Origin of the sequence: Dysgonomonas sp. 25 (genome assembly GCF_010501075.1) — a bacterium.
Taxonomy (GTDB): domain Bacteria; phylum Bacteroidota; class Bacteroidia; order Bacteroidales; family Dysgonomonadaceae; genus Dysgonomonas.
In genome coordinates this window covers 304,022-320,251 of record NZ_QVMN01000003.1, presented here as the reverse complement: position 1 = coordinate 320,251, position 16,230 = coordinate 304,022, and the positions used below count along the sequence as shown (strand labels likewise).

General features: G+C 43.2%; 14 protein-coding genes. 1 reads left to right on the top strand and 13 read right to left on the bottom strand.

Going from position 1 to position 16,230, the window contains the following annotated elements; genetic code table 11:
* Positions 1-4: 4 nt before the first annotated feature.
* From D0T66_RS07035 to D0T66_RS07025, 3 genes are all read right to left on the bottom strand, one after another.
* Entirely contained in the window at positions 5-706 is a 702-nt protein-coding gene (locus D0T66_RS07035; RefSeq protein WP_163356545.1) for an FKBP-type peptidyl-prolyl cis-trans isomerase, read from the bottom strand.
* Between the two features lie 11 nt (positions 707-717).
* Positions 718-2,256, bottom strand: a complete 1,539-nt coding sequence (locus tag D0T66_RS07030) for a glycine--tRNA ligase (protein WP_163356544.1) — start codon at positions 2,254-2,256, stop codon at positions 718-720.
* A 129-nt stretch (positions 2,257-2,385) separates the two neighbouring features.
* Positions 2,386-3,009 (bottom strand): HAD family hydrolase, encoded by a 624-nt coding sequence (locus D0T66_RS07025; protein WP_221412185.1) that lies wholly within the window; start codon positions 3,007-3,009, stop codon positions 2,386-2,388.
* A 561-nt stretch (positions 3,010-3,570) separates the two neighbouring features.
* Here D0T66_RS07025 and D0T66_RS07020 point away from each other — a divergent pair.
* Positions 3,571-4,179 carry a bifunctional nuclease family protein gene (locus D0T66_RS07020; RefSeq protein ID WP_163356543.1) on the top strand — a complete coding sequence of 203 codons (609 nt, stop codon included), beginning with the start codon at positions 3,571-3,573 and terminating at the stop codon, positions 4,177-4,179.
* A 7-nt stretch (positions 4,180-4,186) separates the two neighbouring features.
* Here the strand turns inward: D0T66_RS07020 and D0T66_RS07015 are convergent, their stop codons facing one another.
* The 10 genes from D0T66_RS07015 to D0T66_RS06970 all read right to left on the bottom strand — a co-directional run bounded on the left by D0T66_RS07015 (position 4,187) and on the right by D0T66_RS06970 (position 16,165).
* Positions 4,187-5,635, bottom strand: coding sequence for a M48 family metallopeptidase (locus D0T66_RS07015; RefSeq protein WP_163356542.1), 1,449 nt, complete (start codon positions 5,633-5,635; stop codon positions 4,187-4,189).
* A 175-nt stretch (positions 5,636-5,810) separates the two neighbouring features.
* Entirely contained in the window at positions 5,811-7,223 is a 1,413-nt protein-coding gene (locus D0T66_RS07010) for an undecaprenyl-phosphate glucose phosphotransferase (protein ID WP_163356541.1), read from the bottom strand.
* Between the two features lie 9 nt (positions 7,224-7,232).
* Positions 7,233-8,093, bottom strand: coding sequence for a CPBP family intramembrane glutamic endopeptidase (locus tag D0T66_RS07005; RefSeq protein WP_221412184.1), 861 nt, complete (start codon positions 8,091-8,093; stop codon positions 7,233-7,235).
* Between the two features lie 37 nt (positions 8,094-8,130).
* Positions 8,131-8,997 (bottom strand): N-acetylmuramoyl-L-alanine amidase-like domain-containing protein, encoded by an 867-nt coding sequence (locus tag D0T66_RS07000; RefSeq protein WP_163356539.1) that lies wholly within the window; start codon positions 8,995-8,997, stop codon positions 8,131-8,133.
* 17 nt (positions 8,998-9,014) lie between these two features.
* Complete coding sequence (locus tag D0T66_RS06995; protein ID WP_163356538.1) at positions 9,015-10,682, bottom strand: formate--tetrahydrofolate ligase; 1,668 nt, start codon at positions 10,680-10,682, stop codon at positions 9,015-9,017.
* Between the two features lie 134 nt (positions 10,683-10,816).
* The gene (locus D0T66_RS06990) at positions 10,817-11,320 is read right to left on the bottom strand and encodes an OmpH family outer membrane protein (RefSeq protein ID WP_163356537.1); all 504 of its coding nucleotides are present in this window, start codon (positions 11,318-11,320) and stop codon (positions 10,817-10,819) included.
* Positions 11,321-11,377: 57 nt separating this feature from the next.
* Positions 11,378-11,893, bottom strand: coding sequence for an OmpH family outer membrane protein (locus D0T66_RS06985; protein WP_163356536.1), 516 nt, complete (start codon positions 11,891-11,893; stop codon positions 11,378-11,380).
* Between the two features lie 97 nt (positions 11,894-11,990).
* Entirely contained in the window at positions 11,991-14,621 is a 2,631-nt protein-coding gene (locus D0T66_RS06980) for an outer membrane protein assembly factor (protein ID WP_370520771.1), read from the bottom strand.
* A gap of 56 nt (positions 14,622-14,677) precedes the next feature.
* Positions 14,678-15,442 carry an isoprenyl transferase gene (locus D0T66_RS06975; protein WP_163356534.1) on the bottom strand — a complete coding sequence of 255 codons (765 nt, stop codon included), beginning with the start codon at positions 15,440-15,442 and terminating at the stop codon, positions 14,678-14,680.
* A gap of 24 nt (positions 15,443-15,466) precedes the next feature.
* Entirely contained in the window at positions 15,467-16,165 is a 699-nt protein-coding gene (locus D0T66_RS06970) for a DUF6089 family protein (RefSeq protein WP_163356533.1), read from the bottom strand.
* Positions 16,166-16,230 lie beyond the last annotated feature (65 nt).

Here is a 16,230-nt window from a genome sequence, read left to right as displayed (position 1 = left end):
GTAATTAATGATTTCCTTCCCCTGTGTCTGCTCCCGGAAATTCACCCAGATTGACAGGTATTATTCGCACAAGATAGATATTGAAAAACAAAGTAGTATGTCCTTTAATCGTTCCTGAATTCGTTTCCCCATATTCTCCATATGCCAGATTATAAGGAATACACACCTGCACCTTGTCTCCTGCTTTCATATTTTGAAGCATAGAAGCAAAACCGGAAGTTAAATTATTACTAATTCTAAATCCTCTTCCCGGGGCTTTATCTTTGGGGTCAGCCTGATTATTAAACTGGTACAACGGAGGATTATTTACTTCGTCATTCTCTGTTCCGTCGAAGTAATGAATTTTGTCATTTCCTTCGGTATCTTGGTAATGATACCAACCTAAATATCTCACCCGAACACTGTCATTGAAATAGGGATAGCCATTCTGTGTTATCTTAGGCGTAATGCCGAGTGATGTTGGCGCTACGACCGGCGGAAATTCGTTTCCGGTGAGAGGTTTATAGTAGACATAGCCGTTTTGTGTCATACACAACAAATCTGTATAGGACGGATCGTTGGCTATCTCTCTGTAGATATTATTCTGATAAGCTTTCCAATCATCATCTACTTCATACGGATTCGAATTGCTACTGCCTCCGCACGAATAGAAGGCAATCGACAATACTGCAACAAGTGCAATTAATATATAAAACCGTTTATTCATTCTTCTGATAATTATACTAATGTTTTGAGTAAGTTCTTCATATTTACCTTATCCGAGATAATTTCAGGCAATCGGTCTATCGCTACACGTTCCTGCTCCATTGTATCGCGATAGCGGATTGTTACGGTATTGTCTTCCAGCGACTGGTGATCTACTGTCACGCAATATGGCGTACCGATGGCATCCTGACGACGGTAGCGTTTCCCGATGCTGTCTTTTTCGTCGTATTGGCATTTGAAATCGAATTTCAATGTGTCGATAATTTCTCTTGCTTTCTCCGGCAAACCGTCTTTCTTAACCAATGGCAAGACAGCCAGTTTGATTGGAGCTAAGGCTGCAGGCAGTTTCAATACCACGCGTGTTTCGCCGCCCTCAAGCGCTTCTTCGCAATACGAAGCCGCCATAGTAGACAAAAACATGCGGTCGACCCCTATCGACGTTTCTATAACGTAAGGAGTATATGATTTATTGAGTTCGGGATCGAAATACTGTACTTTCTTTCCCGAGAATTTTTCGTGGCTGCTTAAATCGAAGTCTGTACGCGAATGGATTCCTTCCACTTCCTTGAAACCAAACGGCATTTCAAATTCGATGTCGGTTGCCGCATTGGCATAGTGCGCCAACTTGTCGTGGTCGTGGAAGCGGTATTTCTTCTCGCCGAACCCGAGGGCTTTGTGCCACTTCATACGCACATCTTTCCATTTGGCAAACCATTCGAGTTCCTCGCCCGGACGAACGAAAAACTGCATTTCCATTTGTTCAAATTCGCGCATACGGAAAATAAACTGACGGGCTACAATCTCGTTGCGGAAAGCTTTTCCTATCTGGGCGATACCGAACGGTATTTTCATACGCCCTGTCTTTTGCACGTTGAGGAAGTTAACGAAGATACCTTGAGCCGTTTCGGGACGAAGGTAAACTTTCATCGCGCCGTCGGCAGTCGATCCCATTTCGGTGGCAAACATCAGGTTGAACTGGCGAACGTCTGTCCAGTTGCGCGTACCGCTTATCGGATCTACGATTTCGCAGTCAACAATAACGTTGCGCAGTTCTTCGAGATTACCATCATTCAATGCTTTTGCAAAGCGGGCATGTATCTCGTCGCGCTTCGCTTGTTGCTCCATCACACGCGGATTGGTCTGGCGAAACATCGCTTCGTCGAAGCTGTCGCCAAAACGCTTAGCCGCTTTTTCGACTTCTTTGTTTATCTTATCGTCTATCTTTGCCAGATGGTCTTCGATGAGCACATCGGCGCGATAGCGTTTTTTGCTGTCTTTGTTGTCAATCAAAGGATCGTTGAATGCATCGACGTGTCCCGAGGCTTTCCAGATGGTAGGGTGCATAAAGATGGCCGAGTCGATACCTACCACGTTCTCGTTGAGCAGCACCATACTATCCCACCAATAACGCTTGATGTTGTTTTTCAACTCCACACCCATTTGTCCGTAATCGTATACGGCACCTAATCCATCGTAGATTTCACTCGAAGGAAATACAAATCCATATTCTTTACAATGCGAAATAATTTTCTTGAAAATATCCTCTGACATAACAGTTTTTCTATTGTTTTATACCTTAATGAGTTCAAGTGTTGCAAAGTAAGCACTTTTTTTTGACATATGACGCGTTGCTCCCTCTAAAATAGGGTAATCCGCCGTTTTCTTCACTGGCTAAATCCCTTATCCTAACAGGGCAACTATCTCCTCCGGCTGCGACAAGTAATAGTCCGCTCCTTCGTACCGCGAAGCGGCATCCCATAGGGCAAGGGCAAAATCAGCACCTGCACCTTTGGCGCATTGCATATCGTATTGGGTGTCGCCGATATAGAGGATTTCGCGGGGATTTGCGCCTGTCAGTTCCATATATTTCAACATGGAATCGGGCGAAGGTTTGGGATGGTCGACATCGCTCACGCAGATGACGGTCGTGAAATATTTTGCTAAGCTGAACGGCAGGAAATCGTGCTCGTATTCGGCATGCGTTTTAGAGGTGATAATGCCTAACGTCACGCTTGCTTCTTGGAGTTTTTGCAGGACTGCCTCTATACCGTCGAAAAGACGCACGGCATGGAAATGTTGTTTGAAACGCTCGTTCCATAAGTCATTTACAGCTGCAACGTCCTCGAAACCCAGCTTTCGCAGCGCTACATCTCCCGGTATGCCCGACGTAAAGAGCAGTTCGGATTGCTCTACCCTCCTACCCTGCAATTCGAAAATCACTTGTTGCAAGACATCCAGCAATACATGCTCGGTATCGAGCATTGTGCCGTCTATATCGAATACGATGTGCTTATATTTCATCATCAATCTTGTTTCAAAATACAGGTACAAAGATAATGAAATATACGGCTATCATTTTCTCATATATTTATCTATACAAAGAGAGTAGACGTGTAAAGACGACCTCCCCCTGCCCCCTCCACAAGAGGGGGGGTATAAGATAAAACAACTTTATCTATATAATAATCTCCCCTTGTGGGGGAGGTTGGAGGGGGTAAAAAAACACTGTATCGCGTCAAATATGTCAAGAGTGTCAAGTTTTAACTAAATTTCGACTGATTATCAGCAAAATAAGTTTTTGACAGAATTTGACAGCTATATCAGTTATGTAAAGAAGTTCTTCGTAGTTGAAAAAGCAAAAAATACATTTCATGAAAAAATGTATCGCAAAGCTTTTCGATATTAAATCACTTATTATCAGCAACAAACACACTTGACAGGAATGACAAATCTAATACAAAAAGATGACACGATTGCCCATTTTTGCGAGAGGGGTAAATAAGAGGCGAAAGACTTTTTAAGGAAATTAAAGATACAGGAGCGGATTATATTCATTACTTTTGAAGTATAAATTTATCAGATTAGATGGAGAGTAGAGTAAGGTTATCGGTATTAGGTTTTTCTTTCAACCAGAACAAAACGGGCTCGTACGGGTTAGTGCTGGCTGAAGAGAATGGATTGCGTCGTTTAATGGTTGTTGTCGGTACTCCCGAAGCACAATCGATCGCTTTCCAGCTGCAAAAGACACCTCCGCCGCGCCCTTTGACCCACGACCTGATGCACAACATATTCAGGCAATTCAACATCGAAGTGGTCGAAATAGACATCTACCGGTATGATGATGGCATCTTTTATTCGCGCATCCTGCTCCGGCAAGGGGAAGCACTGGTGGATATAGAATCGCGCACGTCCGACGCCGTAAGCATCGCCCTGCGTGCCAATGCGCCTATTTACACGACCGAGAGCATTATGCAAACACTGGGAATCGTATTCGACGAGAAAACGGTATCGCAGGAGAAAATGGAGAACGAAGAGGAACAGGAAGTTAACGGCGACCTGAATTTGAATGTCGATTATTCCTTACTCAAAAAAGACGAACTCCAGACGATGCTCGACGAAGCGGTGAAAGGGGAAGATTACGAATTGGCATCCATCCTGCGGGACGAACTGAAAAAGAAGGATTCCGATTTTTGATACACCTTTAGAACTTCGCTTCTTTCAGCGCTTTAATTTCCTCATTACGTGTTTGTAATTCGAGAGCGGCAATCTCCTGTTGAAGTTGCTCCAACCGGCGTTCGTTGATAAAGATGGAGTTGAACAATACCCGCTTATCGTCGGCATTGGCTGCATGGTACTCCATGCGCTGATTATCGACTGTTTTCGCCAACTCGTTCATTTCCGAGTGCTTCTGTATCACAGAGAAATACATATCGCGGGTGGCATCGTTGCTAAAGTCCGAAAGGGTATAATAGGTGTGGTTGTCATTGATAACAAACTCGAAATCGCGTTTCACACGCTGTTTGACTTCCGGCACTTTGCGGGCTAAAGCCAGTTCGTCCGAGTAGCTTTTCCCTTCCCCCCAAGTGTCTTTGATGGAGGATATCATAGCACGGGAAGCAAGGTAGCGGGAATCTTCGCTATCGACCATCTTGGTTGTAGGATTGGGGATGAACGTATAGACACATACATCGCCCTCCTCCTGAAAGCGGTCAGAAGCAAACCAGCCTATTCCCTTTTCCTCGTCTATCACCATCAGATAGTCGTTGTAGGGTGAGTTGAATGGCATATTCAGCCGTTCGGGTGTAAGATAGGTATCGTTGTTCATGTTGTAGCGCGAGACGAACAAATCGTAGCCTCCCAGCGATTCCTTATCTTCAGCAGAGAAGTAGATGGTTATGCCGTCTGTGAGGATAAACGGATAGTTGGTATTGCCGCCATCGAGCCCGAAGTTGGTTCTCGAGAGGATTTTCTCGTTGCCGTAGTTATCCAGCAGCTTCTCCATCGAATAGAGGCGGTAGTGCTTGCTCGTATCGGGTTGCGCAAAGTATATCTTAGTCCCTTTCTCGTTGGAGTAGACTACGGATTCGACTTTGATATTGGCTTGGAAGACTTTATTGAAATAGTCCAGACTTCCCGACGAAGGAGTTAAGAGATAGGCATCGAGGAACTCCTCTTTGGGTACGACAACGCTATCTATTATTTGTATATCCTCGGTGTTATTCACCATCCGGCGTATACGGGCAAGGTCTTTCTCTTTCTCCTCGAGCTTTTCAGAAGCAGCTTCATCGCCTTTCTTCTTGAGCATAGAACGGTAAGTGGCAAACATCTGTTCGGCTTCCTCTATCCGGTATTGCCATGTATATATCCTCCCCAGATAGAAGAAAGAATCGCGGATCTTCTTCTTGGAGGCAACAAGCAGGTATTCCTCGGCTTTGTTTATGTCTCCGCCCGTTTCGTAAAGGCAAACGCCATACCATTGGTTGAGCGAAGCATCCGTAGGTTTCTTCTCATATTCGGTTTTGAATACAGGTAAAGCTTTCTCGTATTCGCCGGCAAGGTATAGTTCTTTCGCCTCGTTCAGTGTTTGCGCATTGGCGTGCGTCAAACATAAGAGAAACAGGATTATTGCAGAGCATATATATTTTTTCATACCATGTTCTTCTATATAGTTGTCAGAAGCAAATTTAGAAAAAAAAGCAGCACAGTCAAATAATAGGGCAGAGATAGTAAAGAAGTAAAAAGTTTTTTATCTATGTATAAAGAAGCGGTTGGATGAACGATGGAAGCGTAAAAAAAATATTTATGCGAAAAAAAACAAAAATAATTTAATACGCATTTTCTTCGCCCTTGAAAATATTGACAGCTGTGAGGAAGATAATTTTAATATCCAGAAACATAGACCAGTTTTCGATATACCAAACGTCTCTTTGTACACGTTTTTCCATATCTTCCACCGATTTTATCTCGCCACGGCAACCGCTCACCTGTGCCCAGCCTGTAATGCCCGGTTTGACGAGGTGGCGAACCATGAACTTACCGATAAGCTCGGAATAAAGCTCGGTATGCTTCAACATATGCGGGCGCGGCCCGACAATAGACATATCCCCTTTCAGGACATTGATAAACTGAGGGAACTCGTCGATACTGGTTGCACGCATAAACTTCCCTATCCATGTGAGGCGGGGATCGTCTTTAGTAGCGCTCTTTAAATTAGCATCATTATTCGGCCGCATCGAGCGGAATTTGTAGCAATAGAATTCATGCCCCTGTATGCCTGTTCGCTTCTGCTTGAAAAATACAGGACCTTTTGAGGATAATTTTATCAATGATCCACAGATGATATACATCAGCGGAAATATGGTCAACAGAATGATCAGTGAGAAAACAATATCAAAACTCCTTTTCCAAATCCGGTTTGCCGAATACTGGAGGGGTTCGTTCCTCAAAGACATCAACGGGATATTGTTCAGGAAACGCATCGTCATCCTACGGCGAATATATTTGAAATATTCGGGTACAAGAAAGAAGCGGATCATATGCTTCTCGGCATAGGTAATGAGCGCATTTACCTGCTTTTCGCGGTCTCCGACCAAACAGCAATATATCTCATCTATGTGCTCGGATTGCACAACTCTTTCGAAGTCGGAAGTCCTCCCCAGATATTTGGTAGGGAAGACATTCTGCGTCATCGGGTCGTCATCGAAGTAGCCCAGAATTTTATAGCCGTAGTCGCTGCCCGTCAATTGTTCGTAGACACTGGCGCCGGCAGGAGTTCCTCCCACTATCACCACGACTTTGAAGTTTTTGCCTCTCGCCCTGTATTTCTTCAATGCCAAACGGAGCAGAATGCGCCACAAGACGAAAATGGTTCCATTCAATATGCTTCCCATTATCCAGATGGACAAGGTCAGATGGAATACACGGCAAAGAACGATGCCCAATGTGAGCAGAATAATATAGACAACAATAAAGTGAGTCGAATTCTGTACAACCTTGTCGAAATAGACAACATTCTCCGAGATGTTTGTCTGGACAAGCGAAGAGGTAATGAAATAGGAGAAGTTGATAACCAAAACAAGGATTATCTGATTCTGTGCCGAGGGGTACAAGATATAGTTCTCGCGGAACAGAAAATAGACAAACGACAGGAATAATGCATTAAGCAGGATTAAATCGAATGCTCGAATAATCCAGTTAATCATATATCCGTATCCTTCTCTTCTTTCTTCGTTACTCATATCTCTGTATCAGTCTTTATTTTCTGGTATCTTCCGCTTGTTCAGCCTTACAAAAAGATACCCTATAACAACAGTCAGGACAATGCTCGCAACAATGTATATAACATTCGACTCTGGGTTATAAGATATCAACTCCTCATATTCGGGCGTACCATACATGATGAGTGCTCCGAGGTTGTTTAGGAAATGCGCCAGCATAGGCATCCACAAACTTCCCGACCAGAGGTATATATATCCGAGCATCGCTCCTAATAACACACGAGGGATAAAGGCATAAAATTCCATATGGATGGCACTAAAAATAATCGCCGTAATCCATACCCCCACGTGTTTATTCTTAACAATCTTAACGAAGATTTGTTGCATGCAGCCCCGAAAAAAGATTTCTTCGACGACTGCCGCCGTCACAGCAATGACGAAAATATTGAGGATGATGCCTATTATGGATGTATCAGCGACAAAGCGATTGAGGAATGCTTCACTTATTTCTTTTTGGTGCTGAAAGTAATTCTCTAATGGTTGAGGAAAAGATATCTGTTCGTTCAAATAGCCGGACAACTCGACAAGAGGCTGGACAGCTACTACCAACAGGATTACCAAGGGGATATACAGCCAGGAGACCTTCGTGTCCGTCTTGAGATAAGATCGGGGAGCTTCTTTGAAAAGGGCCAAAAACAAGAAGGCCGATACAAGAAGCCAGCAAACAAGCGAAACGATTTGCGATATCCGCATGAAAGACAGGCTGTAAGAGGCAGGATTAGTAATATCCTCTTGCATAACTGCTCCGAGAATAAGGCTCAGGAAAATACCCAATATGAATCCTCCGAATGCAAAAAAGCATAAGAAGAACAATTGGGACCAGTTGCCCATACTTCTAAATGTCTTCAAATAGGTCATAATAACAGTATCACATTTGCTGAAGGCGAAGCACAGTAACTCCTGTGCAGTGTTTAGATTTCAGGCAATAATTCTGTAACGGCTGCTCTTCTATTTTCACCTTCATAGATTTGGTCGACGCATGTATGAAATGCACGGTATTGGCTTTTTTATATGCAATTCCCACATGCGAATAATCCAGTCCTTCAATTGCAGTAGCAAATATAAGAATATCCCCGCTATTTATTGCACTATTAACATCGGGAAGGTCCTTTTTTAGAATTATTGTATAATTATTCCGGGTTTTAATATTTTTTTCTATTTCGGCGATTTTTTCCAGATTGGCTCTATCAGCGGATAGATGTTTATAAGATTGGGGATGGGTAGACATGAAATCAATCGTCTTATCGACAGTCGCACCTCCCAGAGTTGGGGTTATATTCTCCAATAGCCCTTTCGCCTCATTATCATAAGCCCAGTCCGTCATGTAGTGCAGGCGCGAAGGATAACCATCTATGACTCCGTTTCTGTAGCGGATTTTCCGAAGGTAGGAACAATATACGTCGAATAAGTCATCATCTGGAGCATCTGATTTAAGCGCAAGCGACAGGGCTATACAATTCTCGACGAATGTGGTACAATCGAAACCTGTCAGGTCGACAACCAATTTCTCCTCGGGACTCTTATCCAAAGCCGAAGCGATATAAGGCTTGCCAACAAAAAACTTTGCCGTCTTAATAAGCAATTCATTGACCGGCTTGTCCCGTTGAGGCGATACGCTCTTTATATACTCTGCGAAAACCTGCTTTGTCTCCCCTACTACCTCAATATCCGAGGCCCTTAGCGGCAAAGCGGCTAAAAAGACAAGGATAGTAATAAGAGATACAATCGTTTTCATCTTCCCAAATGCAATGATTAGCTCAAACCTTCGATCAGCCCGTCTACTATGTCGATATAGTTTGCCTGAGGGGCTTTAGGTAAGCCCGGCATACGCATAATGCTTCCGGCTATTGCCACGATAAATTCCGCACCGTTATTGATGACAATATCATTCACCGTGAAGTCAAAATCCTTAGCTACCCCATACGAAGAGGCATCGTCGGAAAACGAGTACTGCGTCTTGGCAATACATACAGGATAGTGGTTCAGTCCGAGCTTAGCAATTTGGCTTAGTTTCTTCTTAGCCTTATCAGACAGCTTGACTGATGCTGCTCCGTATATCTGTTTAGCCACTTTCTCTATCTTCTGCTTAATCGTATCCTGATCGGCATAGGTATATCTTAAAGGTTCGGAAGGCGATTGCTCGATGGCTTCCACGACCACACGGGCAAAGTCGACAGCTCCTTCTCCACCCTTGACAAAGGCTTCATTTGTTGCAAAACGAACGTTGCTGACCTCGCAATGCTGCCGAATCAGTTTCACTTCTTCCGCCGAATCGTTTGCAAAGTGGTTGAGAACGACAACTACATTTTGTCCGAACGATTTCATATTCTCGATATGCTTATCCAAGTTCTCGAAGCCTTTTTTCAGGCCTTCTATGTTCTCTTTCTTAATATCCTCTACCGGCACGCCACCATGCATTTTAAGCGCTTGCGTAGTGACCACAATCACGGTTACCTTAGGAGCGATACCCGCCTTCCGGCATTTGATATTGAAGAATTTTTCCGCTCCTAAGTCTGCGCCGAATCCGGCTTCGGTCACGACATAATCGGCATAAGACATCGCCATCTTAGTGGCTATTATAGAGTTACATCCATGTGCAATGTTAGCGAAAGGCCCTCCATGAACAAATGCCGGCGTATACTCAGTTGTCTGCACTAAGTTCGGATTGATCGCATCTTTCAATAATACAGTAATAGCACCGGCTACGCCTAAATCCTTAACGGTAAAAGGCTCTCCGGCAATGGTATATCCTAATATAATCTTCTCTATTCGTTTTTTCAGGTCATCTATGTCTTTCGCCAGACAAAGTATAGCCATAATCTCGGATGCGGGAGTAATCTCGAAACCCGATTCCGACGGGATGCCGTTTACTGTACCGTTCAATCCGGTTACAATGTAGCGCAGGCTGCGGTCGTTGACATCGAGCACACGTTTCCAAACAACCTCTTTCAATACTTTGTCGGTCGACCTGTTCTGATATTGATAATTATCGAGCAAAGCGGTTATCATATTGTGCGCAGAGGTAATAGCATGAAAGTCTCCCGTGAAATGGAGATTGATATCTTCCATCGGCAAGACTTGTGCATAACCGCCTCCGGCAGCTCCGCCTTTCATCCCGAAACATGGTCCGAGCGAAGGTTCGCGCAGAGCGACAATAGCTTTCTTCCCAATCTTATTCAGCCCGAGCGCCAAGCCTATCGACATGGTCGTTTTACCCACTCCGGCTTTTGTGGGAGTAATAGCGGTAACCAAGATAAGGTTGCTTTCTTTTATCTTGGTTTCATTTATCTTTCCTTGAGGTACTTTGGCTATGTGATTACCATAACGGTACAAGTCTTCACTCGCGATGTTTATTTGCGCAGCTATGTCTGTAATGTCTTTCAGGGCTACGCTTCTGGCTATTTCGATGTCGGTTTTCATTGTCGTTGTTTATAACTCTTTTTAGTCGTATTTTTCGATAGGCAAAGATATAGCTTTTTTCTATATGATGGGGGCGAAACAGAAAAAAGGAAACCGTTTTGGTTTCCTTTTAATATATCTTAGAATAGGTTTTCTTAGTTGATACCTAATTTAGCTTTCACTTTGGCACTTGCATCTACTGCATTCGGTCCAACGTAGAGCATTGCAGCACGGTCGAGGATATAAGTATATCCGTTTTCTTCCCCAACTGCCTGAATAGCTTTCACCAATTTTTCTTGAATCGGAGTTACAATGGCTTCTCTTTCTTTTTCGTAAGCAGCCTGACTTGTTTGCACATAGCTTTGATATCTTTCCTGCAATTGGTCTAATTGCTTTTGACGATCAAGAATAATAGCCTGATCTTTAAGTTCATCAGTTGGCGTTTTACTAAACTCTTCCACCTTTTGCATATACTCATTCTCGATAGCCTGTGCACGTGTCTGAATTTCCTTTTCTTTTTCAGCCAGTTTATTTCTTGCTTCAAGCATCTCAGGCATTTGAGCAAATATTTCCTGAGCATTCAGATATGCAATTTTATCTTGCGCAAACATTGCTACCGGAGCGAATATCAGCAATACTAATAGTAGTTTTTTCAACATAATTATAAGTTTAATTTATATGTCAGTTATTTCAATTTCTTCGACAAATATAGTACATTATTTTGTATATCCAAGCTTAGCAAGGACTTCATTGCTTATATCTATCTTGGGCGAAGCAAATATAATACTTGTTGCTGAAGCTCTGTCTACTACGACAGAATAACCTTTAGCTTCGGATATTTCTTTAATGGCTTCGTATATCTCGTCTTGTATAGGCTTAATGAGTGCCTCTCTTTTCTTGAACAATTCACCTTCCGGCCCGAAATACTTGCGTTTCAGTTCCTGTAACTCTTTCTCTTTCTCTACTATTTCGGTTTCTCTTTTTGTCTTTTGGTCGGGAGACAAAAATGCTAAGTCCGACTGATAAGATTTATACATATTCTGGGCTTCCTGCTGCACCTTATCCACTTCGCTCTGCCATTTCTTAGATATGACATCCAATTGTTCGTTAGCCGTTTCGTAACTACTTACATTATCCAAAATGTATTCCATATCGACGAGCGCATATTTCTGCGCATATGATCCGCAAGCAATACCTGCAAATAGGATCATGGCTACAATTAACCTTTTCATAAGCAATTTATTTTATGTTTCTTTATAGTAAGACGACGGTTTATCAAATTAGTTTACTCCGTTTTTGGTAAATTATGTTAATAACCGGTTCCGGTTTTTAGAATTCTTGTCCCAGAATAAAGTGAATCTGGCTTCCACTATCGCTTCGGCTACCGTTAACTTTATCGAACCCGTAAGCCCAGTCGATACCCATCAGACCAATCATCGGCAAGATGATACGAACACCGACTCCGGCAGAACGTTTCAATTCGAATGGATTGATATCGCCCAGGTCAGACCATGCATTACCGGCTTCAACAAAGCCCAACGCATAAATAGTAGACGACGGTTCGAGGATTATAGGATAGCGCAATTCCATAGATAAACGGGTGTAGGCACTGGCTTCGCTGGCCAACGAACCGTTTTCGTAACCGCGGAGACCAATTGTTTCGGTAGCGTACGTACTCGAATATCCTGACATACCATCTCCTCCGACATAGAATGTTCCGAACGGTGATCTCTTGTGCTTATTGTAATAGCCGAGGATACCATATTCCACGCGCGTCATCAATACCGGTGTTTTGGTTATCTGGAGTAATGGCGTAAATGTACGGGCTTTGAATTTCCATTTATGGTATTCTACCCAACGATATTTTTTGCCTGATTCGTAACCTTGTTTGTCACGTTGCATCGACTTATAGTCTTTTCCGTCCCATGCCGAGAACGGTGGCGTAAACTGCAAACTCAGCGAGAAGTCGGAACCACGGCGTGTAAACATCGGGTTGTCAATCGACGAACGTCTGAGTGTCAGGTTCATGCTCAAATCACTACTTGTACCGTTGCGCACGACAAAGTAAGCCCAGTCTCTCATCTTATACATCTGGTAAGACAATTCGGCCTGGAAAGTGAAATAGTCATCCGGCCAGGTCAGACGTTTTCCGTACCCGATAGATGCTCCGAACATCTGTATCGACTTGTTAGGGTCGAGTGCGATAGAATAGTCTCCGTAATTGCTGCCATAACCATAATTGTATCCGTAGTTGTAACCATATCCGCCATAGGCATTAGAGAGATAGTTACTATTGATGTCTGTTTGTTTCGAATAGTAAAGTCCTACCGAAAGTGAATTAGGTCTTTTTCCTCCAAACCAAGGATCGAAGAAAGATATTGAATAGGACTGGTAGTAACGGGCATTCGTTTGCGCGCTCAGCGTCAATGTCTGACCGTCTCCCTGAGGGATTATCCCTTTATAGGTACTTGGATATAAGAGATTCTTGATAGAGAAGTTTGAGAATTTAAGACTCAACTTACCAATCAAACCTGTATTTCCCCATCCGGCAGAAAACTCAATCTGGTCATTGGCTTTCGACACCAATGGCAGGCCAATATCTACTGTCCCCGACTCAATGTCCGGATTGATTTGCGGGTTGCTCAACTGCTCCGGATCGAAGTGTCCCATCTGTGCGATCTCACGAAGTGAACGGACAATATTCTCCTTGCTATAAAGCGCTCCCGGGCGAATACGCAATTCGCGGCGGATAACATCTTCGTACAAACGGTCGTTACCCGAAATAGATACTTTACGAATTGTAGCCTGAGGCCCTTCGCTGACACGCATTTCCAAGTCGATGGAATCGTTTACGATATTGGCTTCTATCGGATCGATTTTGGCAAAAAGATAACCGTTATTCTGGTAGAAATATGATGATACGGCATCATCATCTACCACGAGACGTTCCATCAGTTTCTTTTGATTATATATATCCCCCGGTTTCATCATCAGCACCTGCTGCAATTGGGCTGTATTATATTTGGTATTACCCACCCATTTGATGTCGCGGATATAGTATTTAGGGCCTTCTTCCACCCTTAGCTCAACATTTACCTTATCCGGCTTCCCTTCGGTTGCCGCAGAGAAAACCGTATCGGCCAGAATCATTGCGTCACGATAGCCCAGTTCGTTATATTTCTCTATCAGGTTCATTTTATCTTCTTCGTATCCTTCCGGTGTATATTTAGTCGAACGCAGGAAGTTACGGATCTTAGCGCCCAGATTATGTTTGTGGCGCGTCTTCTTCATCGCTTTTTCGAGTGTAGAAGCTTTTACCTCTTCATTCCCCACGATGGTTATATTGTTGACATGTGTCCTGTTCTTCTTGATGACGTCGATTTTGAGGATTACATAATTCTCTTTCGAAAGGTCATCTTCTGTAACAACTTTAACTTCGGCGTTATTAAAGCCTTTTTCGTTGAAGTATTTCTTAATTCTGTTGCGTGTTTTATCTATCTGGCTCGGTGTAATTTGCAGGTTCTTCACCAAACTGTTTTGCATTTCGATGTCCTGGCGTTCGCTTTTCTTCACTCCTGTGATTTGGATATCCGAGATGCGGGGACGTTCTTTCAGCTTTATTTCCAACCAGGCTTTATTTCCGTCTTCCCGTGCTATCTCGATGCTGACATCCGAGAAAAGTCCTATTTTCCAGTATTTCTTTACGGCATTCGTTATCTCATTACCCGGTATTTCTATCACATCGCCCACCGATAGTTCCGATACCCCGATAAGCACATAATCCTCGTACATCGGATTCTTTACCCCGGAAACTTTAATATCCTCGATCGTATATTTTTTAGGATAATTATACGATACGGTAGGCACTTCGTAGGGGACAGTATCGGTATTGATAGCTATAGATGTAGCAACAACTTCTGGTGCTGTGGTATTTTCTGTCACTTGCGCCACAAGGCTCATAATAGCAGAACACAGGATAACAGAGAGTATAAATAACCTTTTTTTCAACATGCTAATTAGTTAATTTCTTGTTTTCTTTCGGTAGATATTTGTTCGCTTGTCTTTCCATAACGGCGTTCGCGATTCTGATAATCGACTATCGCCTTATAAAGCGATTCACCGTTAAATTCAGGCCAAAGCTCGTCTGTAAAGTAAAATTCGGCATAAGCCAACTGCCATAAGAGAAAGTTGCTGATGCGCAATTCGCCTCCCGTGCGGATTAACAAGTCCGGATCAGGGAAAGCCTTTGTCGTCAGATGTGCGGCCATTAAGTCCTCGTTAATATCTTCTTCTTTTATTTTTCCATTTTTCAGTTCAACGGCTATTTCTTTCGCCGCATTCGCCAGTTCCCATTTTGAGGAATAGCTAAGCGCCAAGATAATAGAAGGTCCCGTACTGACAGAGGTATCTTCGATACATTTGTCGAGGGCAGCCCTCGTTTTAGGAGGCAGCATATCGAGGTTTCCGATAGCTTTCAGCTGAACATTATTCTCGATCATATTAGCTGTTTCGTCCGCCACAGCTTTTATCATAAGCATCATCAGGGCATCGACTTCCTCTTTCGGACGCTTCCAGTTTTCGAGCGAGAAGGTATAAAGCGTAACATACGAAGCATTCAGTTTAGAAGCTGCTTCTATTGTTCTTTTCACAGCTGCCAAACCCTCTTTATGCCCCTCGGTGCGATCCAGCCCCTGCCGTTTCGCCCAACGCCCATTTCCATCCATAATGATGGCAATATGCTCAGGTATCCTGTTTTTATCTATTTGATCGAAATAAGACATTTCTTATCGTATATGTTTTTTTAATTAATAGTTCAAGCAAGGCTTACATCGTGCTCCAAAGTCCCATGTGACACTGAACATCGTAAGCGAATACCAGTCTTTATTCTTTATCCAGCTATCGTTTGTCTGATAAGGATCGTTCAGGTTGAATCCGTTTTTGGATGTGACATCGAAGTCGTCACCAAATAATTTACGGAGCGAAAACTCGAAACCGATATTTACCCTGTCCCTGAGTTTATATTTCAGCCCTATCCCTATAGGCACATTTACGCCGGTAAAAGTTTTTTCTCCCGATGCATACGTACAGCCGATTCCGACAAAAACGTAAGGCGTAAGCGGCTTAGTATCGAGATAATTGTATTTATTACTGAAATTAAAAAAATTAAACTCGACCTGCCCTCCCAATTCATAAAAGTTACGGCTAAAACGTACCTGCGAATTATTGGGGAAAGCATCGCCCGATTTATTAGTATCGCCTGTAATATGTCCGACAGCCAGGTTACCTCTCACACTCCAGCGAAAGTCCTGATTATACCGGAATATAATCCCGCCAGCCAGACTGGCATCTTTGTAGAGTTGGCCTTTGTTGGCATCGCCCATATAGAACGATGTTCCGGCCATTCCTCCTATTTCGTATTTATAATCCTGAGCACTTAACTTTGCAGAAGAAAGGAGTGAGAGGATAAGGAGCAAAAGTATAACGACAGATGTACTTTTTTTCATTATCTGATATTTCTTGTTTCTCCTTTAAACGCTGTTTTTTATATATAAAGTATAATCGATACTCA